Source organism: Methylomicrobium lacus (genome assembly GCF_041897535.1).
Classification (GTDB): Bacteria; Pseudomonadota; Gammaproteobacteria; order Methylococcales; family Methylomonadaceae; genus Methylomicrobium; species Methylomicrobium lacus_A.
Map to the genome: position 1 here is coordinate 3,312,611 of NZ_CP169217.1, position 21,040 is coordinate 3,333,650.

Below are 21,040 nucleotides of genomic sequence, written 5' to 3' on the forward strand. Positions count from 1 at the left end.
TTTTATTCTTACGACAATATTGAGTTGTTTATGGCCGGCAAGGTTAATTTCTTGAATTGTGTACCGAACTGGTAAACTTTGTCAATTACGAGGTATCGGATGAGGCGATTAAAAATTAGTGTGATATTTCACAAGCTTATAATTGAATTCTTATGTGCCATGAGAGCGCAAAACCGGCCTTTTTCGATGCCTCAACGGCAAGGGGCTTAGACCGATGCCGATTGCAATAGATTGGGTCGATCAGTGTAAAGAGACTGCACGGAGTATTGTTGTAGAGACTCCGGCAGGCCGGTTGCTGTTAACGGTGTGCGGCGACGTGATCATAAACATGGATTGGGTCGTTGACAGCAACAGTCCCATGTCCAGCGATAATCAATGGCAAAACCTGTTCGACGCTTATTGGCATGATAGGGATAAGCCTATCGCAGTTAAACTGCTGATGCAGGGCACTCCTTACCGGCGCCGGGTATGGGCGGAATTGTGCCGGATTCCGTTCGGAGAAACTCGAAGCTATGCGGCCCTGGCCAAAAATTTGGCCTCCTCGCCCCGGGCGGTCGGCAATGCCTGCCGCGACAATCCGTACGCGCCGATCATCCCCTGTCACCGGGTCGTTTCGGCATCCGGCCTCGGCGGCTACTGCGGCGCGACCGGGGGCGCCTTGCTCGACATCAAGATCAAACTGTTGCGCTTCGAGGCGGAGCATTGCCGATGAAAGCCGCGGATGCGATCGACCAATACCTGGATGCGGCCTGGGCCGAACAGGGGCTCAGCGAAAACACGCTGGCCGCCTACGGCAGCGACTTGCGGATTTTTGCGACCTGGCTGAAGGGCAAGTCGCTGCTCGAAGCCGACGGCGAGCAACTCTCGCGTTTCCTCGCTTTCCGCTACCAGCAGGGCATCGGCAGCCGCTCGACCGCGCGCATTCTTTCGACCCTGCGCGGTTTTTACGGGTATTATTTGCGCGAAAACCGGATTCAAGCCGATCCGACCGCGCTGATCGAGTCGCCGTACATCGGCCGGCCGTTGCCGCAGTCGCTGTCGGAAAAGGATGTCGAACGGCTGCTCGAGGCGCCGGAGGTTTCAAACTCGCTCGGCCTGCGCGATAGGACGATGCTCGAAATGTTGTATGCGACCGGGCTGCGGGTATCCGAACTGGTCGGGCTGAAGTTCGAGCAGATCAGTTTCCGTCAGGGCGTGGTCCGCATCACCGGCAAAGGCAACAAGGAAAGGCTGGTGCCGGTCGGCGAAGTCGCGATGAGCTGGCTCGAAACCTACATGAATCAGGCGCGGCCGGACCTGCTCGGCGCGCGGCCATGCGATTACCTGTTCGTGACCAACCGGGCCGAAGGCATGACCCGGCAGGCGTTCTGGCATATCATCAAGCGTCATGCGAAAACGGCCGGCATCGGCAAGGAATTGTCTCCGCATACCTTGCGCCACGCGTTTGCGACGCATTTGCTGAACCACGGCGCCGATTTGCGCGTGGTGCAATTGCTGCTCGGCCACTCCGATCTGTCGACCACGCAAATCTACACCCATATCGCGCGCGAACGGCTCAAAGATTTACATTCCAAATTTCATCCAAGAGGCTAAAACACATGACACAACAGATTCACCCGACCGCTTATATCGCCCCCGGAGCCACGCTCGGAGACGGCATCATCGTCGGTCCGTTCGCGGTGATCGAAAGCGGCGCGGTGCTCGGCGACCGCTGTGAGGTCGGCGCGCATGCGGTCGTGCACGGCCATGTTCGCATGGGGGCGGGCAACATTCTGCACCCGCATGCGGTGTTGGGCGGCCTGCCTCAGGATATCGGCTTCAAGCCGGAAACGGTCACCTGGCTGACCATCGGCGACAACAACGTATTCCGCGAAGGCTTCACCGCGCACCGCTCGACCAAGGAAAACGGGGAGACGAAGATCGGCTCCGGCTGCTTTTTCATGAACAACAGCCATGTCGCGCATGACTGCACGATCGGCGACAAAACCATCTTCGCGAACAATGTCGCGATCGGCGGCCATGTCGAAGTCGGCAACAACGTGTTCATGGGCGGCGCGGTCGTCGCGCACCAGTTCTGTCGGATCGGATCGTTCGCGATCGTGCAGGGCACCACCGGCCTGAACATGGACGTGATTCCGTTCACGCTGGTCGGCGGCCGGCCGGCCAGGCATTACCGGCTGAATACGGTCGGATTGAAAAGGGCAGGAATTACCGGCGAGCGTTACAACGTGCTGTCGCAGGCGTTTCGTCTGTTGCGGCACAAAAAAAGTCTGGATGTGCTGGAGGAAACCGAGGAATTGAAGTTTCTGAAGGACTGGCTGGCCGTCAAATCCAAGCGCGGCGTGCACGGCTTTGTCGATGTTTCGGCCGATTAGGCATAGAGGTCGAGGCAGCTTGAGGTGATGAGTATGCAGGACGATTTACTAGCGCTCGCCGGACAGTTGGGGCAGCAACTGAGCAAGGCTGGCCACTTGTTGGCCCTGGCCGAATCCTGCACCGGCGGCTGGATCGCGCAAAGCGTGACCGAAATCGCCGGCAGTTCTGCCTGGTTCGATCGCGGCTTCGTGACCTACAGCAATGCCGCGAAAATCGCGATGCTCGGGGTCAGTGACAGCACCTTGCAAGCCCATGGCGCGGTCAGCTCGCAGACTGCCTCCGAAATGGTTGCCGGTGCCTTGAGGCATAGCGATGCGGATATTGCGTTGGCCGTGACCGGTATTGCGGGGCCCGGCGGCGGCACGGCGGAAAAGCCGGTCGGCCTGGTATTCATCGCCTGGCAACGGCGCGGTCAGCCCTGCCATTGTATCGAACAGCATTTCGAAGGCGACCGTCATGCGGTGCGCCGGCAGACCGTGCAGAAAGCATTGCAGTGTTTGCTTGATGAATATGTACAGGCCTATATTTCGGATTCCTGATGCGGCGAACAGTTTTTTATTTGTAAGGCGGATTCGCCGAAGGCAATCCGCCATTTCGAAGCCTGTCTCCGTTCCCGGCGGATTGCTAACGCGAATCCGCCCTACTGTCCTAATCATTCATAAACATTTTCAAGGATATTCAGTGAAAATATCAATCGAAGGATACAAATCGATAGCTCAAAAAAGATGTCTTGAAATTGGCGGGCTGACTATTTTATCAGGCGCTAATAGTTCAGGAAAATCAAGCTTTATGCAACCACTTCTATTAATTAAACAGACGTTAGAGAATGATTTCGATGCAGGGTCTCTAATGCTTGATGGACCTAATGTAAAATTAACCGATTCAAGTCAAATAATTTCAAGAGTTCCGTCGGAAGAACAAGGCTTTTTCACTGTATCAATCTCAAACGAAAAAACTGAAACGATTGCTTCTTATAAATTTTGGAAGAAACGTGGAATTCATATTGATAGCATTGTTCACAGAAGCGATGAATTTAAGGACGGAATTCGTATTCATTTAGGTTTGAAGCCATCAGAAATAGAATCGCTATTTATCAGTGAACATTTTACGCAAATTAAGCAGATTTTAGGTAAGGAAAAAAAAGTTACGTGGAAGGTGGTGCGTGATCGTTGCTTCCTCGAACTCCAGATGCAAGTAGGTGCGAAATCTTTTCCTTTTGGGGGTGGATTCACTCCAGCAAGGAATCTTGAACTTTTGTCTAGGCGTTTGATACATGTGCCAGGATTGCGAGGCAATCCAGAACGATCCTATAAGGTAGCTATATCTGAATCTGTTTATCCAGGGTCATTTGAAAAGTATGTGGCCAGTATTATACACAAATGGAAATTTTCTAAGAGTAAGGGTGAGAAGGCTAAATTTGAAACGCTTCGAGAGCAATTGAAATTTCTTGGGTTAGCCTCTTCAATCGAAACAGTTAGTATCAATGATACCAGTCTAGAGATTCGTATTTCTCGTCACAGCGGTAGCACTTCAACAGACTTGGATCATGTCAATATAGCCGATGTAGGTTTTGGGGTGTCACAAACACTTCCGGTGCTTGTTGCTCTTTTGGCTGCAAACAAAGACCAAGTAGTTTACATTGAGCAGCCGGAGCTTCATTTGCATCCGCGAGCACAATTTAATCTTGCAACAATTATTGCAAATGCTGTAGCAGAGCGAAATATTAATGTGGTGATTGAGACGCACAGCTCGATTCTTATTCGTGGTGTACAAATATTGGTTGCAAAGAGGCAGTTAGATGCTAAATCAGTTTCTTTGAATTGGTTTACGCAAGACCCTCAAAGCGGTCAGACCAATATAACAGAAGCAAAGCTTGATAAATATGGTGCATTTGGCGATTGGCCTGAAGACTTCGACAGCGTATCTCTTGAAGTAGAAACAATGTATTTGGATTCAGTGGAAGAGGCCCTTGAAAATGAAGTTTAACGCATCACATGTCGTTATAGATGCCGATATTGCAAGGTCATCCGGCTTGTCTGAGCATCCGGTATCAAGTAGCTCACGAGAGTTACTCCAGGCTATTTTGAAATCAAATATAAACGTTGTTTTTTGCCCTATATTGGCAACAGAATGGAAAAAACATCAATCTAAATTTGCAACAATGTGGTTTTCGTCAATGGTTGCACGCAAGAGGGTTTTACGTATCAAACCAAATACTGTAACTGTCATTGAAATACAAAATTCATCTATTTCTGAATCACAACGGCAGATTGCTGAAAAAGACGCTCACATCGTAGATTTAGCCCTTGCAACTAATAAATTTATCGCATCAAATGATGGAAGAGCACGTCAAGTATTTTGCCTTATTGCAGGGCAATCTACGTCCCTGAACGGTTTATTTTGGGTGATACCAACTGAATCCCATGATTCACTTGTTGGGCTTATAACCGATGGCGGATATATACCTGATGAGTGGCGCGTTTAGGGCCGTAGATACTGTTATTCGAGTCAAGCGTCATGAAGAACAGGGTTGAACGATTTACCTGATTTCAAGACGCCGAATGCGACATGAACGAGCTTACGCATCATGGCGCCAATGATGAGCTTAGGTGGCTTTCCGGTGCTGGTCAGGCGTTCTTTAAAACGCTTGCCCCACGCGGTTTTGTAAAGGGTGACCATCGCAGGCATATAAAGCGCTTTACGCAGAAAGGCATGGCCGACCTTGGACAACCTGGGTCTGCCTCTCACGCTACTACCCGACTCGTATTGGCGTGGATCGAGCCCGGCAAAAGCAGCAGCTTGGCGGCCGTTGGCGAAGCGGTCGGTGTTGGCATAAAACGCCAGTATGATGGCGCTGGTGCGCTCGCCGATACCGGGGATGCTGTCGAGCAAATCTCGTTTTTGTTTGAGATCAGGGTATTTGTCGATGTGCTCGTTAATGTTTTTAATCAGTTGCTTAATAGCATTGTCGAGCCAATCGAGATGCTGCTGAATATCGTCATGGACGGCATCGCGGGAAACGCCAAGACGGTTGCTTTCCTGTGTACGCATGGTCTGCAGCGCCTCCAGACGCAGTACCAGAGCACGCAAAGCGATTTCCTCCTGACTTGGAGCCTGCCAAGATTCGGGTCGACGCTCGGCACAGAAATCGGCGATCAGCCGGGCATCGACCGCATCGGTTTTGCTACGGGTGAGCCGGGAGGCGGCATAGGCTTTAATTTGCGCCGGATTGACGACACTGACAGTGAGACCTGCCGTCGCCAGGCACTGGGCAACGTCTTCCCAGTAAATGCCAGTGGCTTCCATGCAGACATGGACGGATGTTGCTTGATACGACGCCAACCAGTCGGTTAATTGAGCAAAGCCGGCGTTGGAGTTGGCAATGACTTTGCTGCGAAACTTGCCGTTGGGCAAGCGCAAGGCGCAGTCCAACTTGGCTTTAGCAACATCAATGCCGAGATGAAACAAAGACATAGAAAACCTCAAATGATCTACCTTGTGAATGCGGGCTACCGGCAAGCCGGGCCAAAGATACTGTCCGATCGTTGATCGAGGCGAGTAGCTGCTGCATGATCTACGTCACGGACTTGGTTTTCCAAGGCTGGGTACGGCATCCAGCTACTCAAACCTGAGGTGCCCCTCAGGTGTGTTACACGGTGCTTTTATAGCTTAAACCCGTTTAAATAACACGGGATTTATAATACAAGGCTGGGTTGAGGCACAAACCCAGCGCTTCCGCTATTCCCGATTGCAATGCTCAATTTCCGCTGATCCCGTCCAATTTTCAGGATATACACCTCATGCTGGCGTTCGGCAAAGTTATAACAGTAAACAAAATAACAGCCGGTAGGGACGCGTAAGCAGTTATAGGTGTGCATTCGGCAATGAATAGCAAGGTTATGTGATATGAATGGCTATGCTGGGTTTCGTGCCTCAACCCAGCCTACTGCTGGTCTTTTTCACGCTGACCCCTACTAAAAAGCAGGCTTGGAGTTCAGCGAAGGTAAAAGAGCACATCGAATCAAATCAAGCCTCGTAATTTAACGGCTTCTCGGCCGTCACCGGCACCTGCCCGACGCATTTCAATACGCACTCATCTATCGATTTTTTGACGATGGCCGAGCGGTAGCTTTGGTCGACCTTCAGCCAGCGTTCCGCTATCGACTCGGACAGGCCCTCGTCGAGGATCGCCTCGCGCAGGATCCGTTCGCGCAGATCGGCCATTTCGTCGGTGATGAACATGTGCATGTGCACGAAGGCCGGGGTGTCGCCGGTGTAGTGGTTCGGGCCGTTGAAGGCGGCGACCATGAACTGGGTTTGCTTGGTGATCAGCACCTCTTCGGACTTGCCGAAAAAGAATTGTCCGAGCCAGGGATGGTTGAACATCACGTCGTAGAAACGCTCGTGCACACGGTAAACGCCTGCCTCGCCGCCGATTTCATCCAGCAGATTCGGGTCGTAGGTGCTTTCGTCATACAGAGGGCGCGCTTCGGCGCGGCGATCGGAGGCCGTCATCGCCTGTTTCATCACGCGGGCGACGTCGTCGAAAACGCCGTTCCAGGCAGCTTGTAATTCCGGGGTGAAGCGGTCGCCGAGATGCTCTGCGAGCGCTTTCAGCAGCGCCTGTTTCAGCGTGTCGAAATGCTCGATCTGCGCGCCGTATTTCACCAGATGGCGCTCGCCCAGTTTGACGACCGATTCGGCGATGTTTTCGAGATATTTGACGTTCTGCAAAGCGGCCAGCATGTTGAAAAACTTCCGGTTCAGAAACACGGTGTTGCCGGGCAAGACTTTTTTCAGATTGATGTCGAGATGGAACAGTTCGCGGTAGAACAGGCGCGAAAGTTCTTCCCGGCTGTCCGCGATGTCGTCGATGCAGTTTTTGACTAACAACCTTTGGGTTTTCATGGTTCAATCGTATTCTTTAATAAAGAGAAGGGAGGCCGCGTGCTTCAGCCGAGCATTTGCTGAACCATTTCGATTTCATCCTTGGCGATGTCCAGGATCGTGATGCTGCCGTCCGCGTCGAGCGAACGGGCGATCTTTCGATAGGCGGGCAGGGTGTCGATCTTCGGCAGCGTTTTGAAGCCGACCTTGCCGATCAGACTGTGTAATTGCGCCAGCATCACGATGTCCGCGTAATCGGCCGGTGCGCCGGTATCGCGCTGCCAGTTTTCCGAGTGGATCACGACATCGTCGAAATCGGCCGGAAAATTCCATTGCCGGATGATGTTCAGGCCGACCGGTTCGTGCAGTCTGTCGATCGTTTCGTTCAGATGATCGGCGTTCAAGGCCAGTTCGATGTGTTGATCGGCAAAGGTCAGTATCGGAACCTTGCCGATGTCGTGGATCAGCCCCGCCAGCATCGCGCGGTCGGGATCGAAGCCTTTCGCCTGATGCGCGAGCACCGCGCTGATCGAGGCGACGAAGCTGCTGTGCGTCCATAGCTCGATCATCTTATGGCGGATGAACGGCGACCTGGCGGTAAAGACCGTTTTCAGCGAGAGGGCGGTGATGAGGTCTTGCGCGGCTTTCAGTCCGAGCCGGGTGATCGCTTCCGGACAGCTTTCGATCGTTTTGCGGCCGCGATACAGGGCGCTGTTCGAAATCTTGATCAGGCGCGCGGTCAGCGAGGGATCGAGTTGCACGATGCGGGCGATCCGGGTGCTGTTGGCTTTTTCATCATTGATCGCGCGGCGGATTTTGAAGGCGACCTCGGGGATCGTCGGCAGGACCAGTTCGTTGTTTTCGAGATGCCGGCGGCATGCCTCAAGCAGCCTGTTTTCGGTCGGGATGGTGTCGGAGGCTGGGGTGATCGGTTCGGCAACTGGCATGGAATGGCTTTAAAATTCGGACAATGAGGCAAGTTTAGTTTAAAATTCGCCTCTTTGTGCAAGGGCCGAGCGGCCAAGATTTTCTTATCATGCAGGATACATCGACCGAGGTCATCGCGACCTTAACCACGATACGGGACTATATTCGTTGGGCGGCCAGCCGCTTTAGCGATGCCCAGGTTTATTTCGGCCACGGCTCGCTGACTGCGATCGACGAGGCGGCCGGCCTGATATTGCACACGCTGCATATGCCATATAACGTGTCGCCGTTTTACCTGGAGGCGGTGCTGACGCATTCGGAACGGCAGGCCTTGATCGACATCGTCGAGCGCCGGGTCAACGAAAGAAAGCCGGCCGCATATCTGACCCATGAAGCCATTTTCGCGGGCCTGTCGTTTTATGTCGATGAACGGGTACTGGTACCGAGATCGCCGATCGCGGAACTGATCGAACAGCGCTTTGCGCCCTGGGTCGACGAGGATAGCGTCGATGCCATCCTGGATTTGTGCACCGGCAGCGGCTGTATCGCGATCGCCTGCGGCTATGCGTTTCCGGCCGCTTCGGTCGATGCGGTCGATTTGTCGCCCGATGCGTTGGCGGTGGCCGAAATCAATGTCAGGAAGCATCAGGCCGAAGATTCGGTCTCGCTGTACCAGTCCGACTTGTTTGACGCGCTGCCGAATAAGCGCTATGACATCATCGTCAGCAATCCCCCTTACGTCGCGGTCGCCGAATGGGAGAGCCTGCCGCCCGAATACCATGCCGAACCCCAGATGGGCTTCACCGGCGGCAAGACCGGGCTCGACCTCGTGCTGCGCATTTTGGCCGAAGCGAAAGACCATTTGGCCGAACAGGGCATCCTGGTCGTCGAGGTCGGCAGCAGCGCGCAAACGCTTCAGGACACCTTTCCGGACATTCCTTTTTATTGGCTCGATTTCGAGCGCGGCGGCGACGGGGTGTTTTTGCTGACCGGCGAGCAACTCGCGCTCTATCACGACCAATTCATCGCGGCTTTGGATTAATATGTCTGGCAATACCTTCGGAAAACTTTTCACCGTCACCACCTTCGGCGAAAGCCACGGACCCGCGCTCGGCTGCATCGTCGACGGCTGCCCGCCGGGGCTCGAACTCTCCGAGGCCGACATCCAGCTCGATCTCGACCGCCGCAAGCCCGGCACCTCCCGGCATACCACGCAGCGGCGCGAGGCGGACGAAGTCAGGATTCTGTCCGGCGTGTTCGAGGGCAAGACGACCGGCACGCCGATCGGCCTGCTGATCGAAAACACCGATCAGCGCTCGAAGGATTACTCAAAAATCGCCGAGTCGTTCCGGCCCGGCCATGCCGATTATACCTATCAGCAAAAATACGGTTTTCGCGATTACCGGGGCGGCGGCCGCTCTTCGGCGCGCGAAACCGCGATGCGGGTCGCGGCGGCCGCGATCGCGAAAAAATACCTGAAGGAGAAGGCCGGCATCGAGATTCGGGGCTTCCTGGCGCAGTTGGGTCCGATCAAGATCGACAAGCTGGACTGGTCGGTCGTGAACACGAATCCGTTCTTTTGCGGTGATGCGGAGCGCGTCCCCGAGCTCGAAGCCTACATGGACGCCCTGCGCAAGGAAGGCGAGTCGATCGGCGCGCGCATCAATGTGGTCGCGACGAACGTGCCGCCGGGTCTTGGCGAGCCGATCTTCGACCGGCTCGATGCGGACCTCGCGCATGCGTTGATGAGCATCAACGCGGTCAAGGGCGTCGAAATCGGCGACGGTTTCGGCTGCATCGACAGCAAGGGCACCCAGTTCCGCGACGAGATCACGCCGGAAGGCTTTCTGAGCAATCATGCCGGCGGCATTCTGGGCGGCATTTCGAGCGGTCAGGACGTGATCGCGAGCATCGCGCTGAAGCCGACTTCGAGCCTGCGCCTGCCCGGCAGGAGCATCAATGTGCGCGGCGAGCCGATCGAAGTGGTCACCGAAGGCCGCCACGATCCTTGCGTCGGCATCCGCGCGACGCCGATCGCGGAGGCGATGGTCGCGATCGTGATCATGGATCATTATCTCCGGCAGCGGGCGCAGAACAGCGATGTGCGCTCCGGCCTGCCGATTTTACGATAGGCTCGCAAGGCGTTTGCGACTGGAGCCGGCCCCGTCCGGGCGGGAAGCCCTTTTTTCCTAGACCGCTTTGATGTCCGTTCCCTATTGGCGCCTGTCGGGCTTCTATCTGTTTTATTTCGGTACGCTCGGCGGCTTTTTGCCCTATTGGAACCTGTACCTGAAACAGCTCGGTCTCGATGCGGTGCAGATCGGCAATCTGTCCGCGGTGCTGGTCGGGACCCGGATCATCGCGCCGAATTTCTGGGGCTGGATCGCGGACCGGACCGGCAGGAGTCTGCGCCTGATCCGGGTGACGCTGTTCTGCTCGGCTGTGGCTTTTTCGGGCTTTCTGGCCGTGCGGGGTTATGTCGAGCTGGCGGCCTGCACCTTCGGTTTCGGCGTCTTCTGGAACGCCTCGTTGCCGCTTTTCGAGGCGGTCACCCTGGCGCATCTCGGCGACGACGCGCACCGTTACAGCCGGATACGGCTGTGGGGTTCGATCGGCTTCATCGTGACGGTGCTGGGGCTCGGCTGGTGGTTCGACCGCCAGCCGATTGCGCAGTTGCCGCTGTTCCTGGTCACGCTGCTGCTGTTGAACTGGATCGTGACGCTGATGCTAGGGGGAGCCGCTCCCCGCCAGTCGCACGCGGAGTCGACCGGCGTGCTGTCGGTATTGAGGAAAACCGAGGTGCTGGCCTTCCTGGTCGTGTCGATGCTGTTGCAGGCCGCGCACGGGCCTTATTATGTTTTTTATTCGATCTATCTCCAGCAACTCGGCTATTCGGCCGCGACGACCGGCAGCCTCTGGGCGTTGGGCGTGTTTGCGGAGATCATCCTGTTCATTTTCATGCGGCCCTTGCTCGGCCGTTTCAGCCTGCGCGGCATTCTGCTCTGGAGTCTGCTGCTGGCGACCGCGCGCTGGTGGCTGATCGGCTGGTATGCCACTAACCCGGCCCTGCTGGTGTCGGCGCAGCTCTTGCATGCGGCGAGTTTCGGTTCCGCGCACATTGCGGCGATCCATTTGGTGCAGCAGTATTTCGGCGAACAGCACCTGAGCAAGGGGCAGGCGCTGTACAGCAGTTTCAGTTTCGGCATCGGCGGCATGCTCGGCAGCCTGTACAGCGGCTATTACTGGGATCGGCTCGGCGCCGGCATCATTTTCTCGGTCGCGGCGCTGGCGTGTTTTCTGGCTTTTGTGGTCGCCGCCGCAGGGATGCGCGGAAGCATGGCGAAATCGTCGCGGCAAGGCTAAAATACAAGGTTTAGTCGATTTCGTGATTTCGCAAACTTTTTTGAATAATAAGGTGTAATGTGTTTGAAATAATTAAAAGCGGCGGCTGGATGATGTGGCCCTTGATGATCTGTTCGATCGGCGCGATGGGCATCGTCGCGGAACGGTTCTGGACCCTCCAGCGCAAAAAAATCATGCCGCAGGATCTGGTTTTGCAAGTCTGGAAGCTGCATCGTGAAAACCGGATCGACGAGATGACGCTGCGCCGGCTCAAAACCAGTTCGCCCTTGGGCAGCATCATCGCGGCCGGCATCGCGAACAGCGCGCATGGCCGCGAGATGATGAAGGAATCGATCGAAGACGTCGGGCGTCAGGTGACGCACGATCTCGAGCGCTTTCTGGACGCCCTCGGTACGATCGCGGAAATATCGCCCTTGCTCGGCTTGCTGGGCACCGTGTTCGGCATGATCGAGATTTTTTCCGAACTGTTGCAGCATGGCGCCGGCGATCCGACGGTGCTGGCCGGCGGCATTTCGGTCGCGCTGATCACGACCGCGACCGGCTTGACCGTCGCGATTCCCAGCCTGGTGTTCCATCGCTACTTCCTGCGCCGGGTCGATGAATTCGTGATCAACATGGAAATGGAAGCGTTGCGGCTGATTGAGATGATGCACGGCGAGCGCGAGGCCGTGCTATGAATTTCCATCGTAAAAAAAGGCGAAAAATCGATATCACCTTGATCTCGATGATCGATGTGCTGTTTGTGCTCTTGCTTTTTTTTATGGTGTCCACGACGTTCAATCGGCAGACTCAAGTCAAAATCAGATTGCCCGAAGCCAACGCCGCCGAGGCGGAAGCGCCGCCAAAATCGATTACCCTGGTGATCGATGCGGACGGCCTGTATTATGTGAAGGGCGCTGACGGTATGCTGCACCAATTGGTCGATCAAAAACCGGAGACCTTGCTGCGCGAGCTGCAAAAAATGGCGACCAATGGCACCGACCTGCCGTTCATCATCAGCGCGGACGGCAAGACGCCGCATCAGGCGGTGATCAGCGCGCTCGATTCGGCGGGCCGCGCCGGTTTTACCCATATCACCTTCGAAGCGCAGCAGCCGAAGCCTGGGCCATGACAAAACGGCTGTCGCGGCTGGCGGCGCAGGTCTGGTATCAAAAATCCGCCGTCGGCGCGCTGCTCTGGCCCTTGAGCAAGCTGTTCGAAGCGATTGTCTGGCTGCGGAGGACTGCCTACCGCCTGGGGCTTCGAAAAACCGCGACCTTTAAGGTGCCGGTGATCGTGGTCGGCAATATCACGGTCGGCGGCGCGGGCAAGACGCCGTTGATCCTTTGGCTGGCGCAGTTTTTAAAGGCGCAAGGCTACCATCCCGGCATCGTCAGCCGGGGCTACGGCGGCAAGCCTGATGGATGGCCGCAATGGGTCGATGCGGCAAGCGATGCCGGCGCGGTCGGCGATGAAGCGCTGCTGATCGCGACCCGAACCGGCTGCCCGATGGCGGTGTCGCCGCGGCGCCCGGAGGCCTGCAGGTCGCTGCTCGGCAAGGCGCCTTGCGATGTGTTGCTGTCGGACGACGGTTTGCAGCACTACGCGCTCGGCAGGTCGATCGAGATCGCGGTGATCGATGGCGAAAGGCGCTTCGGCAACGGCTGGTGTCTGCCGGCAGGGCCTTTGCGGGAGCCTGTCACCCGGCTCAAGGAAGTCGATCTGATCGTCGTGAACGGCGGCGAGCCCCGGCCCGGCGAGTTTGCGATGCGGATGGCGCTGCAGGACGCAGTCAACCTGATGAGCGGCGAGCGCAAGCCGCTTGGCGAATTCAGGTCCGCCCCTTGCCATGCGGTGGCCGGGATCGGCCATCCGGCGCGGTTTTTTCAGGGCCTCGAAAGGGCGGGGCTGACCTGCATTACGCATGATTTTCCGGATCATTTTGCCTTTCAGGCCCAGGATGTCGACTACGGCGATACGCTTCCGGTTCTAATGACCGAGAAGGATGCGGTAAAATGTAAACAATTTGCCAACGCAAGGCTTTGGGCCGTGCCAGTAGAGGCTAATCTGGACCCGGCTTTTGCGGCGCGGTTAATCGAATTATTAAGTGAGACCCATGATAGATAAAAAATTGCTCGACATTCTGGCTTGTCCGATCTGCAAGAGTTCGCTGGTTTACGACAAGGCCCGGCAGGAACTGATTTGCAAGCCCGACCGGCTGGCGTTTCCGATCCGCGATGACATTCCGGTGATGCTCGAGGACGAGGCGCGTACGCTCAGTTTCGAAGAAGTCGAAGCCTACAGATGAGCGTTCGCTTCAAGGTCGTGATTCCGGCGCGCTACGGTTCGACCCGGCTGCCCGGCAAGCCCTTGCTGGCGATCGCCGGCAAACCGATGATCGCGCATGTCTGCGAACGCGCGCGCGAGGCCGCCGCGGACGCGATCGTGGTCGCGACCGACGATGACAGGATATACAACGCTGTCCGCGACTTGGGCATCGACGCGGTGATGACCCGCGCCGATCACCAGAGCGGCACCGAGCGCATCGCGGAAGTGGCCGAAAAGCTCGGATGGGCGGGCGACGACATCGTCGTGAACCTGCAAGGCGATGAGCCCTTGCTCGATCCCAAGTACCTGCGCGCGGCCGCAGCGGTGTTGGCCGGACAAGAGCAGGCCGGCATCGCGACCTTGGCGGCCGCGATCCACGACAGCGAGGAAATCTTCAATCCGAATGCGGTCAAGGTCGTGCTGAACCGGCACGGCTGCGCGCTGTATTTCAGCCGCGCGCCGATTCCATGGGACCGGGACGGCTTTGCCGCCGGCAACTGGGCGTTGTCCGGCAACATGCCTTATTACCGGCACATCGGCCTCTATGCCTACACGGTCGATTTCTTGCGCCGTTACTGCAACTGGGACGCTTCGGCGCTCGAAAAAACCGAGTCGCTCGAACAGCTGCGTATCCTGTGGCAGGGCGAGGCGATCGCGGTCAGCATCGTCGATCAGATTCCGCCGGCCGGCGTGGATACGCTGGAAGACTTGCAGCGCGTCGAACAGTTTCTCGTCTCGGCGGGCTAGACTATGCCGTCGCCCGGCGACGGACCCTTTCAATTATTTTTTGTATAGATCTGAATAAATGGACCAATTTCCCCGTATCAGCCGCTTGCCCCCCTATGTTTTCAATATCGTGAACGAACTGAAGGCCAAAGCGCGAGCGGCGGGCGAGGACATTATCGATTTCGGCATGGGCAACCCGGATCAGCCGACGCCGGATCATATCGTGAACAAGATGCTCGAAGCCGCGAAACGGCCGGACACGCACCGCTACTCGATGTCGAAAGGCATCCCGCGCCTGCGCAAGGCGATCTGCACCTGGTACAAGAACCGTTTCGATGTCGACCTGGACCCGGAAACCGAGGCGATCGTGACGATCGGCTCGAAAGAAGGCCTCGCGCATCTGGCCCTGGCGACCCTGGGCCCCGGCGACGTGGTGCTGGTGCCGAACCCGGCCTATCCGATCCATCCTTACGGCGTCGTGATCGCGGGCGCAGACCTCCGCCATGTGCCCTTGGTTCCGGGCGTCGATTTCATCGAGGAGTTGCAGCGCGCGATCGTCGAAACCTGGCCGAAGCCGAAGATGCTGATTTTGAATTTTCCGGGCAATCCGACCAGTCAATGCGTCGAGCTGGACTTTTTCGAAAAGATCATCGCGCTCGCGAAAGAACACAAGATCTGGGTCGTGCACGACATCGCCTATATCGACATCGTCTTCGACGGCTACAAGGCGCCTTCGATCCTGCAGGTTCCGGGTGCGAAAGACATCGCGGTCGAATTTTTCTCCTTGTCGAAAAGCTACAACATGCCGGGCTGGCGCGTCGGCTTCATGTGCGGCAACAAGAAGCTGGTCGGTGCATTGGCCAGGATCAAGTCCTATCTCGATTACGGCACCTTCACGCCGATCCAGATCGCCGCGATCACCGCGCTCGAAGGGCCGCAGGACTGTGTGCACGAAATCGCCTCGATGTATCAAAGGCGGCGCGACGTGCTCTGCGACGGCTTGAACGCCACCGGCTGGCCGGTCGAGAAGCCGAAGGCGACGATGTTCGTATGGGCGCCGATCCCCGAGCCTTACAAAGAAATGGGGTCGCTCGAGTTTTCGAAAAAACTGTTGCATGAGGCGAAAGTCGCGGTCGCGCCCGGTATCGGCTTCGGCCAGTATGGCGACGACCATGTCCGCTTCGGCCTGATCGAGAACGAACACCGCACCCGGCAGGCGATACGCGGCATTCGCCATATGATGAAGAATGACAAGGTTGTATAATGCCCGTTTTTTTTATTGAAAAACGGATCGGGGGTTTGTTTTGAAACCGGTAAAAGTCGGAATTTTGGGGCTAGGGACGGTCGGCGGCGGCACGGTCAATGTCCTGACGCGTAATGCAGTCGAAATCGCCCGCCGGGCCGGGCGCGAAATCATCGTGACCCGCGCGTCGAGCCGGGATCTCGGCAAGCCGCGCATTTGCAGCACCGAAGGCATCACGGTCACGGCCGATCCTTATGACGTGATCAACGATCCCGAAATCGACATCGTGCTCGAATTGATCGGCGGCGCCGGCCCCGTCAAGGACATGGTGTTGGCCGCGATCGCGAACGGCAAACATGTGGTCACCGCGAACAAATCGCTGATCGCGCTGCACGGCAACGAGATTTTCGCGAAAGCCCGCGAGAAGGGCGTGATCGTCGCATTCGAAGCGGCGGTCGCCGGCGGCATTCCGATCATCAAGGCGATCCGCGAGGGGCTCAGCGGCAATCAGATCCAATGGCTGGCCGGCATCATCAACGGCACCGGCAATTTCATCCTGACCGAGATGCGCGAAAAAGGCCGCGATTTTGCGGACGTGCTGGCCGAGGCGCAGGCTCTGGGCTATGCCGAAGCCGATCCGACCTTCGATGTCGAGGGCATCGACGCCGCGCACAAGCTGACGATCCTGGCCTCGATCGCATTCGGCATTCCGTTGCAGTTCGACAAGGTCTACACCGAAGGCATCACGAAGATCACCCGCCTCGATGTCGAATATGCCGAGCAGTTGGGCTACCGGATCAAGCATCTGGGCATCGCGCGCAAGACCCCCGAGGGCATCGAGCTGCGCGTGCATCCGACCCTGATCCCCGAACGCCGCCTGATCGCGAACGTGAACGGCGTGATGAACGCGGTGCTGGTCAAGGGCGATGCGGTCGGCCCGACCCTGTATTACGGCGCCGGCGCGGGCGCCGAGCCGACCGCCTCGTCGGTGGTCGCGGACGTGATCGACGTGACACGGGCCCTGACCAGCGACCCGGAAAACCGGGTGCCGCATCTGGCCTTCCAGTCCGATGCGATCAAGGACATCCCGATACTGTCACCCGACCGCTTCAAGTCGGCTTATTACCTGCGCCTGAATGCCGAAGACAAGCCCGGCGTGCTGGCCGACGTAACCAAAATCCTGGCCGACCATCAGATCAGCATCGAAGCGATCATTCAAAAAGAGCCGCTGGCAAACGAGACCGCGGTGCCGATCATCTTGCTGACGCAGATCACGCTCGAAAAGGAAATGAACGATGCGATCCGGAAGATCGAAGCCTTGCCAACCGTGACCGGCCAAGTCTGCCGGATTCGCCTGGAAACCTTGGGATAAATAACACATGTCTATTGCAAAACATTACACCGGTCTGATCGACCGTTACCGCGATCGTCTGCCGGTTTCGGCCTCGACGCGCGTGATCAGCCTGAACGAAGGCAACACGCCGCTGATTCAGCTGCAGAACATTCCGCGCCTGGCCGGCAAGGATGTCGACATCTACGTCAAATTCGAAGGCCTGAACCCGACCGGTTCGTTCAAGGACCGCGGCATGACCATGGCGGTCACCAAGGCGGTCGAGGAAGGCAGCCGTGCGATCATCTGCGCCTCGACCGGCAACACCTCCGCCGCGGCGGCGGCCTATGCCGCGCGAGCGGGCATCAAGGCCTTCGTGATCATTCCGGAAGGCAAGATTGCGCTCGGCAAGCTCGCGCAAACCCTGATGTACGATGCGACGATCATCCAGATCCGGGGCAATTTCGATCAGGGCATGAATCTGGTCAAGGAAGTCGCAGAGCTGGCGCCGGTCACGATCGTGAATTCGATCAATCCGTACCGGATCGACGGCCAGAAGACCGCATCCTTCGAAATCATCGACGCGCTCGGCGAGGCGCCCGACTATCATTGCCTTCCGGTCGGCAACGCGGGCAACATCACCGCCTACTGGAAAGGCTACAAGGAATATTCGACCGACAGCGACACGCACAAGGCGGTGACTTCGAAGCGCCCGGTCATGTGCGGTTATCAGGCGGCCGGCGCCGCGCCGTTCTTGGCAGGCCATCCGATCGAGCATCCGGAAACGATCGCGACCGCGATCCGGATCGGCAACCCGCAATCCTGGGACTTTGCCTGGGCCGCGCAAAAGGAATCCGGCGGCTGGTTCGACAAATTCACCGACGAGGAGATTCTCGAAGCGCAAAAGCTGCTGTCGCAACATGAAGGCATCTTCTGCGAGCCGGCCTCGGCGACTTCGCTGGCCGGCGCCTGGCGCGACATCAAGAGCGGCAAGATTCCGGAGGGCAGCAAGATCGTCTGCACGCTGACCGGCACCGGTCTGAAAGACCCGGATACCGCGATCAAGCAATGCGCGGCGGCGCGCACCTTGACGATCGATGCCGAACTCGATGCGGTCAAGCGCGCGATTCTGGATCATATGTAAAATCGCCGGACCTAATTCAAGGCCATAAAACTGGCTTGTTATCCACTCGCGAAGGTCGGATTGCCGGTTGTCGGCGGTCCGGCCTTTTGAATTTTCCCGGTTGCATTTACCCATCCGGCTCGCTTCTTTTTCTTGAGGATACCGTCATGCCCTCAGATTCCCATCCCCCCGTTCGTGAACCTCTGGCCAGCCTGGCATTTGGCGCCGTCGGCGTCGTTTTCTGCGACATCGGCACCAGCCCGCTCTACGCGCTGAAGGAAGTCTTCCAGGACGGCATCACGGTCGATAGGGTCCATGTATTCGGCGTGCTGTCGCTGATCTTCTGGTCGCTGACGCTGGTCGTCGCCTGCAAATACACGCTGTTCATCATGCGCGCGAACAATAATGGCGAAGGCGGCATCATGGCCTTGATGGCTCTGGCTCTAAACGCCTGCCGGGACGATCCCCGGAAAACGGCGGCGGTCGTCAGTCTCGGCATACTCGGGGCTTCGCTGTTTTTCGGCGACATCATCATCACGCCGGCGATCTCGGTGCTCGGCGCGGTCGAAGGGCTGCAAATCGTTTCACCGTCGCTGAGGGGGGAGGCCTTGCCGGTCGCGTTGCTGGTTTTAGGTGGCCTCTTCATCTTTCAATCCTCGATCACGGGCAGGATAGGCAAAATTTTTTCGCCGGTGATGGTGTTATGGTTCGGCGTGCTCGCGTTGACGGGATTGAGCAATCTACTAGAGCATCCGGATGTGCTGCTGGCGGTCAACCCGGTTTACGCCGTGCAATTTTTGTGCGAGATCGGCTGGAAAGGCTTTCTGGTCATGGGGGCGATCGTGCTGGTGATTACCGGGGCCGAGGCGCTCTATGCCGATATGGGGCCGTTCGGCCTGAAGCCGGTCCGTCTGGCCTGGTTCGGCTATGTCTTTCCGGCCTTGCTGCTGAATTATTTCGGCCAGGGCGCCTTGCTGCTCGACAATCCCGCGGCGGTGCAAAATCCGTTTTATTTTTTGGCGCCGGTTTGGGCGCGTTTTCCGCTGCTGATTTTGGCCACGCTGGCGGCGCTGATCGCCTCGCAGGCGGTGATTTCGGGCGCCTTCTCGGTGATCCGGCAGGCGATTCAGCTCGGCTATTGCCCGCGCCTGAACGTCCTGCACATCTCGGACGGCGAAAAGAGCCGGGTGTATTTGCCGGCCGTCAATTGGCTCTTGATGATCGCGGTCACCACGCTGGTGTTCAATTTTCAGTCGACCTCGGCGCTGGCGTCCGCCTATGGCATCGCGGTGACCGGCACGATGATCGTCGATACGGTGCTGGCTTTTATCGTGATCGAGGCGCTCTGGCACTGGCAACGGATCAAGGGCCTGGCTTTCCTGGCGATATTCCTGGCGATCGACTTCCAGTTTCTGTTTGCGAACAGCCTGAAGATTCAGACCGGCGGCTGGGTGTCGCTGGGGGTAGGGGCGCTGGTCTATATCGCGATGACCACCTGGATCCAGGGACGCGCGCTGCTGCACGAATACATGGAAGAGAAGCATTTGCTGTTCGAGGAACTCGAACAGGAAATCACCGGCCACTTGGTCACGGTCGAGGGCACCGCGATTTATCTCGCCAGAACGCTCAAAGGCGTGCCGCCGGTGCTGCTGCACAATCTCGAACACAATCACGCGCTGCATGAGCAGGTGATCGTGCTGACCATCGTCACCAAGGACGAGCCTTATGTGGACGAGGAGCACCGGGTCAAGATTCGCATGTTCGGTAAAAACCGCAAATTCTACCGGGTGAAACTGTATTACGGTTTCAAGCAAAACGCGGATGTGCGCCGGGCACTGGAGTTGCTGAACAGGGAAGGCCTGGTCTTCGATCCGAAAAAGGCGTCTTTTTTCATCGGCAGCGAGCGTGTCTCATTCCGGATGCGCAGTCCGATGCCGCCCTGGCGGCGCGGTATCTTTTGTTTCTTGTTCGACAACTCGACCAGCCCGATCGACTTTTTCAAGATTCCGGTGGACCGCGTGGTCGAGCTGGGGGTTAGGGTTGAGCTATAGCGCTTTGCTAGGGTGAGCGGGGCGGGCCCGCTATCAGGATGTGGTTCTGCAAGACCTCTGGGTTTTTTAAAGCCTCGGAGGTCTTGCCGTTTTCAGGCGGCTGTTTTTATTCGGCAATCAAATAGCCGGTGACCGTGCCGGAGATCGCCGCGGCATGGCCTTGCAGCGGGTCGGAAAATCTACAGTTGATTTCGGGAACCAAACCCGACTCGACATAGAGGGTGAGGGGTTGGCTGGCGGCGCGCGCGGCGATTCGGGTGTGTGCCGGCGAAGCAATGCGGGATTGAGCTCCCAACATCAGCGGGTGGCTGGGGCTGACCTGAGTGATGCGCTGGTCCGGTGTGCCGGCATAAACGAAGCAACTGACGTCGATCGCGGAGTCGTCGGTTTCGGCGACCACCGAAACTTGCTGCACCACGAGACGCGATCCCGGCGGGACCTTCTGCATTTCCAATACCAGCGAACGGTCGCCCTGAATGAATTGCGTGTCGGTCCAGCTGTCGTTTTGATAAGGGACTTTGCCGACCGGACTGATTTCCTTGGCGGAAGGCGTCCCCGCATCGGTGTCGGATGGTGCGGCAATGCCGGGCGTGCCGGCGAGAGAGAATAGCGTTAGAATCGCCGCTGGAATAAGCGCTTGCTTTGGCATGATGTACCCCCGGGTTATTTTTATTGTGGAATTCGCGCAGGACTGAACTGGCTAACAA

Annotated in this window: 22 protein-coding genes; 18 read left to right on the forward strand and 4 right to left on the reverse strand. The window is 57.2% G+C overall.

Features of this window, described 5'->3' with window-relative positions; genetic code table 11:
• Positions 1-214 precede the first annotated feature (214 nt).
• The 6 genes from ACEPPP_RS14785 (at position 215) to ACEPPP_RS14810 (ending at position 4,861) form a co-directional block, all read left to right on the forward strand.
• Positions 215-712, forward strand: coding sequence for a methylated-DNA--[protein]-cysteine S-methyltransferase (locus tag ACEPPP_RS14785; protein WP_374087934.1), 498 nt, complete (start codon positions 215-217; stop codon positions 710-712).
• Positions 709-1,593, forward strand: a complete 885-nt coding sequence (xerD, locus tag ACEPPP_RS14790) for a site-specific tyrosine recombinase XerD (protein WP_374087935.1) — start codon at positions 709-711, stop codon at positions 1,591-1,593. Before ACEPPP_RS14785 ends, xerD begins: the two co-directional genes overlap by 4 nt.
• A gap of 5 nt (positions 1,594-1,598) precedes the next feature.
• Positions 1,599-2,375, forward strand: a complete 777-nt coding sequence (lpxA, locus tag ACEPPP_RS14795; RefSeq protein WP_374087936.1) for an acyl-ACP--UDP-N-acetylglucosamine O-acyltransferase — start codon at positions 1,599-1,601, stop codon at positions 2,373-2,375.
• A gap of 33 nt (positions 2,376-2,408) precedes the next feature.
• Entirely contained in the window at positions 2,409-2,915 is a 507-nt protein-coding gene (locus tag ACEPPP_RS14800) for a CinA family protein (protein ID WP_374087937.1), read from the forward strand.
• Between the two features lie 142 nt (positions 2,916-3,057).
• Positions 3,058-4,362 carry an AAA family ATPase gene (locus ACEPPP_RS14805; protein ID WP_374087939.1) on the forward strand — a complete coding sequence of 435 codons (1,305 nt, stop codon included), beginning with the start codon at positions 3,058-3,060 and terminating at the stop codon, positions 4,360-4,362.
• Entirely contained in the window at positions 4,346-4,861 is a 516-nt protein-coding gene (locus ACEPPP_RS14810; RefSeq protein ID WP_374087941.1) for a hypothetical protein, read from the forward strand. Before ACEPPP_RS14805 ends, ACEPPP_RS14810 begins: the two co-directional genes overlap by 17 nt.
• Before the next feature lie 23 nt (positions 4,862-4,884).
• Here the strand turns inward: ACEPPP_RS14810 and ACEPPP_RS14815 are convergent, their stop codons facing one another.
• The 3 genes from ACEPPP_RS14815 to ACEPPP_RS14825 all read right to left on the reverse strand — a co-directional run bounded on the left by ACEPPP_RS14815 (position 4,885) and on the right by ACEPPP_RS14825 (position 8,210).
• Positions 4,885-5,850 (reverse strand): IS110 family transposase, encoded by a 966-nt coding sequence (locus ACEPPP_RS14815; RefSeq protein WP_374087657.1) that lies wholly within the window; start codon positions 5,848-5,850, stop codon positions 4,885-4,887.
• A gap of 552 nt (positions 5,851-6,402) precedes the next feature.
• Positions 6,403-7,284, reverse strand: a complete 882-nt coding sequence (locus tag ACEPPP_RS14820) for a globin domain-containing protein (RefSeq protein WP_374087942.1) — start codon at positions 7,282-7,284, stop codon at positions 6,403-6,405.
• A gap of 44 nt (positions 7,285-7,328) precedes the next feature.
• Entirely contained in the window at positions 7,329-8,210 is an 882-nt protein-coding gene (locus ACEPPP_RS14825; protein WP_374087944.1) for an HDOD domain-containing protein, read from the reverse strand.
• 89 nt (positions 8,211-8,299) lie between these two features.
• Here ACEPPP_RS14825 and prmB point away from each other — a divergent pair, with 89 nt between their 5' ends.
• The 12 genes from prmB (at position 8,300) to ACEPPP_RS14885 (ending at position 20,333) form a co-directional block, all read left to right on the forward strand.
• On the forward strand, positions 8,300-9,232 hold the full coding sequence (prmB, locus tag ACEPPP_RS14830) for a 50S ribosomal protein L3 N(5)-glutamine methyltransferase (RefSeq protein WP_374087945.1): 933 nt from the start codon (positions 8,300-8,302) through the stop codon (positions 9,230-9,232).
• 1 nt (position 9,233) lies between these two features.
• Positions 9,234-10,322 carry a chorismate synthase gene (gene aroC, locus ACEPPP_RS14835; RefSeq protein ID WP_374087950.1) on the forward strand — a complete coding sequence of 363 codons (1,089 nt, stop codon included), beginning with the start codon at positions 9,234-9,236 and terminating at the stop codon, positions 10,320-10,322.
• A gap of 70 nt (positions 10,323-10,392) precedes the next feature.
• The gene (locus ACEPPP_RS14840; protein WP_374087952.1) at positions 10,393-11,553 is read left to right on the forward strand and encodes an MFS transporter; all 1,161 of its coding nucleotides are present in this window, start codon (positions 10,393-10,395) and stop codon (positions 11,551-11,553) included.
• 59 nt (positions 11,554-11,612) lie between these two features.
• Positions 11,613-12,230: a MotA/TolQ/ExbB proton channel family protein gene (locus ACEPPP_RS14845; RefSeq protein ID WP_374087954.1), complete on the forward strand. Its 618-nt coding sequence runs from the start codon at positions 11,613-11,615 to the stop codon at positions 12,228-12,230.
• Entirely contained in the window at positions 12,227-12,664 is a 438-nt protein-coding gene (locus ACEPPP_RS14850) for an ExbD/TolR family protein (RefSeq protein WP_374087956.1), read from the forward strand. Before ACEPPP_RS14845 ends, ACEPPP_RS14850 begins: the two co-directional genes overlap by 4 nt.
• Positions 12,661-13,659, forward strand: a complete 999-nt coding sequence (gene lpxK / locus ACEPPP_RS14855) for a tetraacyldisaccharide 4'-kinase (RefSeq protein ID WP_374087958.1) — start codon at positions 12,661-12,663, stop codon at positions 13,657-13,659. The genes ACEPPP_RS14850 and lpxK overlap by 4 nt, the downstream gene beginning before the upstream one ends.
• Positions 13,652-13,840, forward strand: a complete 189-nt coding sequence (locus ACEPPP_RS14860) for a Trm112 family protein (RefSeq protein ID WP_374090933.1) — start codon at positions 13,652-13,654, stop codon at positions 13,838-13,840. The genes lpxK and ACEPPP_RS14860 overlap by 8 nt, the downstream gene beginning before the upstream one ends.
• The gene (gene kdsB, locus ACEPPP_RS14865) at positions 13,837-14,607 is read left to right on the forward strand and encodes a 3-deoxy-manno-octulosonate cytidylyltransferase (protein ID WP_374087960.1); all 771 of its coding nucleotides are present in this window, start codon (positions 13,837-13,839) and stop codon (positions 14,605-14,607) included. The genes ACEPPP_RS14860 and kdsB overlap by 4 nt, the downstream gene beginning before the upstream one ends.
• A 58-nt stretch (positions 14,608-14,665) precedes the next feature.
• Positions 14,666-15,850 (forward strand): alanine transaminase, encoded by a 1,185-nt coding sequence (gene alaC / locus ACEPPP_RS14870; RefSeq protein WP_374087961.1) that lies wholly within the window; start codon positions 14,666-14,668, stop codon positions 15,848-15,850.
• A 40-nt stretch (positions 15,851-15,890) separates the two neighbouring features.
• On the forward strand, positions 15,891-17,201 hold the full coding sequence (locus ACEPPP_RS14875) for a homoserine dehydrogenase (RefSeq protein ID WP_374087963.1): 1,311 nt from the start codon (positions 15,891-15,893) through the stop codon (positions 17,199-17,201).
• 7 nt (positions 17,202-17,208) lie between these two features.
• A complete protein-coding gene (gene thrC / locus ACEPPP_RS14880) occupies positions 17,209-18,303 on the forward strand; it encodes a threonine synthase (RefSeq protein WP_374087965.1) in 1,095 nt (364 codons plus the stop codon).
• Positions 18,304-18,449: 146 nt separating this feature from the next.
• Positions 18,450-20,333, forward strand: coding sequence for a potassium transporter Kup (locus ACEPPP_RS14885; RefSeq protein ID WP_374087967.1), 1,884 nt, complete (start codon positions 18,450-18,452; stop codon positions 20,331-20,333).
• A gap of 106 nt (positions 20,334-20,439) precedes the next feature.
• Here ACEPPP_RS14885 and ACEPPP_RS14890 read toward each other — a convergent pair whose 3' ends face one another.
• Positions 20,440-20,982 (reverse strand): hypothetical protein, encoded by a 543-nt coding sequence (locus ACEPPP_RS14890; protein ID WP_374087969.1) that lies wholly within the window; start codon positions 20,980-20,982, stop codon positions 20,440-20,442.
• Positions 20,983-21,040 lie beyond the last annotated feature (58 nt).

Coding starts and splice junctions, on each gene's coding strand:
- ACEPPP_RS14815 (WP_374087657.1), bottom strand. CDS start 5,850: ATGTCTTTGTTTCATCTCGGCATTGATGTTGCTAAAGCCAAGTTGGAC.
- ACEPPP_RS14885 (WP_374087967.1), top strand. CDS start 18,450: ATGCCCTCAGATTCCCATCCCCCCGTTCGTGAACCTCTGGCCAGCCTG.
- ACEPPP_RS14850 (WP_374087956.1), top strand. CDS start 12,227: ATGAATTTCCATCGTAAAAAAAGGCGAAAAATCGATATCACCTTGATC.
- ACEPPP_RS14820 (WP_374087942.1), bottom strand. CDS start 7,284: ATGAAAACCCAAAGGTTGTTAGTCAAAAACTGCATCGACGACATCGCG.
- aroC (WP_374087950.1), top strand. CDS start 9,234: ATGTCTGGCAATACCTTCGGAAAACTTTTCACCGTCACCACCTTCGGC.
- thrC (WP_374087965.1), top strand. CDS start 17,209: ATGTCTATTGCAAAACATTACACCGGTCTGATCGACCGTTACCGCGAT.
- prmB (WP_374087945.1), top strand. CDS start 8,300: ATGCAGGATACATCGACCGAGGTCATCGCGACCTTAACCACGATACGG.
- alaC (WP_374087961.1), top strand. CDS start 14,666: ATGGACCAATTTCCCCGTATCAGCCGCTTGCCCCCCTATGTTTTCAAT.
- ACEPPP_RS14840 (WP_374087952.1), top strand. CDS start 10,393: ATGTCCGTTCCCTATTGGCGCCTGTCGGGCTTCTATCTGTTTTATTTC.
- ACEPPP_RS14800 (WP_374087937.1), top strand. CDS start 2,409: ATGCAGGACGATTTACTAGCGCTCGCCGGACAGTTGGGGCAGCAACTG.
- xerD (WP_374087935.1), top strand. CDS start 709: ATGAAAGCCGCGGATGCGATCGACCAATACCTGGATGCGGCCTGGGCC.
- ACEPPP_RS14825 (WP_374087944.1), bottom strand. CDS start 8,210: ATGCCAGTTGCCGAACCGATCACCCCAGCCTCCGACACCATCCCGACC.
- ACEPPP_RS14785 (WP_374087934.1), top strand. CDS start 215: ATGCCGATTGCAATAGATTGGGTCGATCAGTGTAAAGAGACTGCACGG.
- lpxK (WP_374087958.1), top strand. CDS start 12,661: ATGACAAAACGGCTGTCGCGGCTGGCGGCGCAGGTCTGGTATCAAAAA.
- lpxA (WP_374087936.1), top strand. CDS start 1,599: ATGACACAACAGATTCACCCGACCGCTTATATCGCCCCCGGAGCCACG.
- kdsB (WP_374087960.1), top strand. CDS start 13,837: ATGAGCGTTCGCTTCAAGGTCGTGATTCCGGCGCGCTACGGTTCGACC.
- ACEPPP_RS14890 (WP_374087969.1), bottom strand. CDS start 20,982: ATGCCAAAGCAAGCGCTTATTCCAGCGGCGATTCTAACGCTATTCTCT.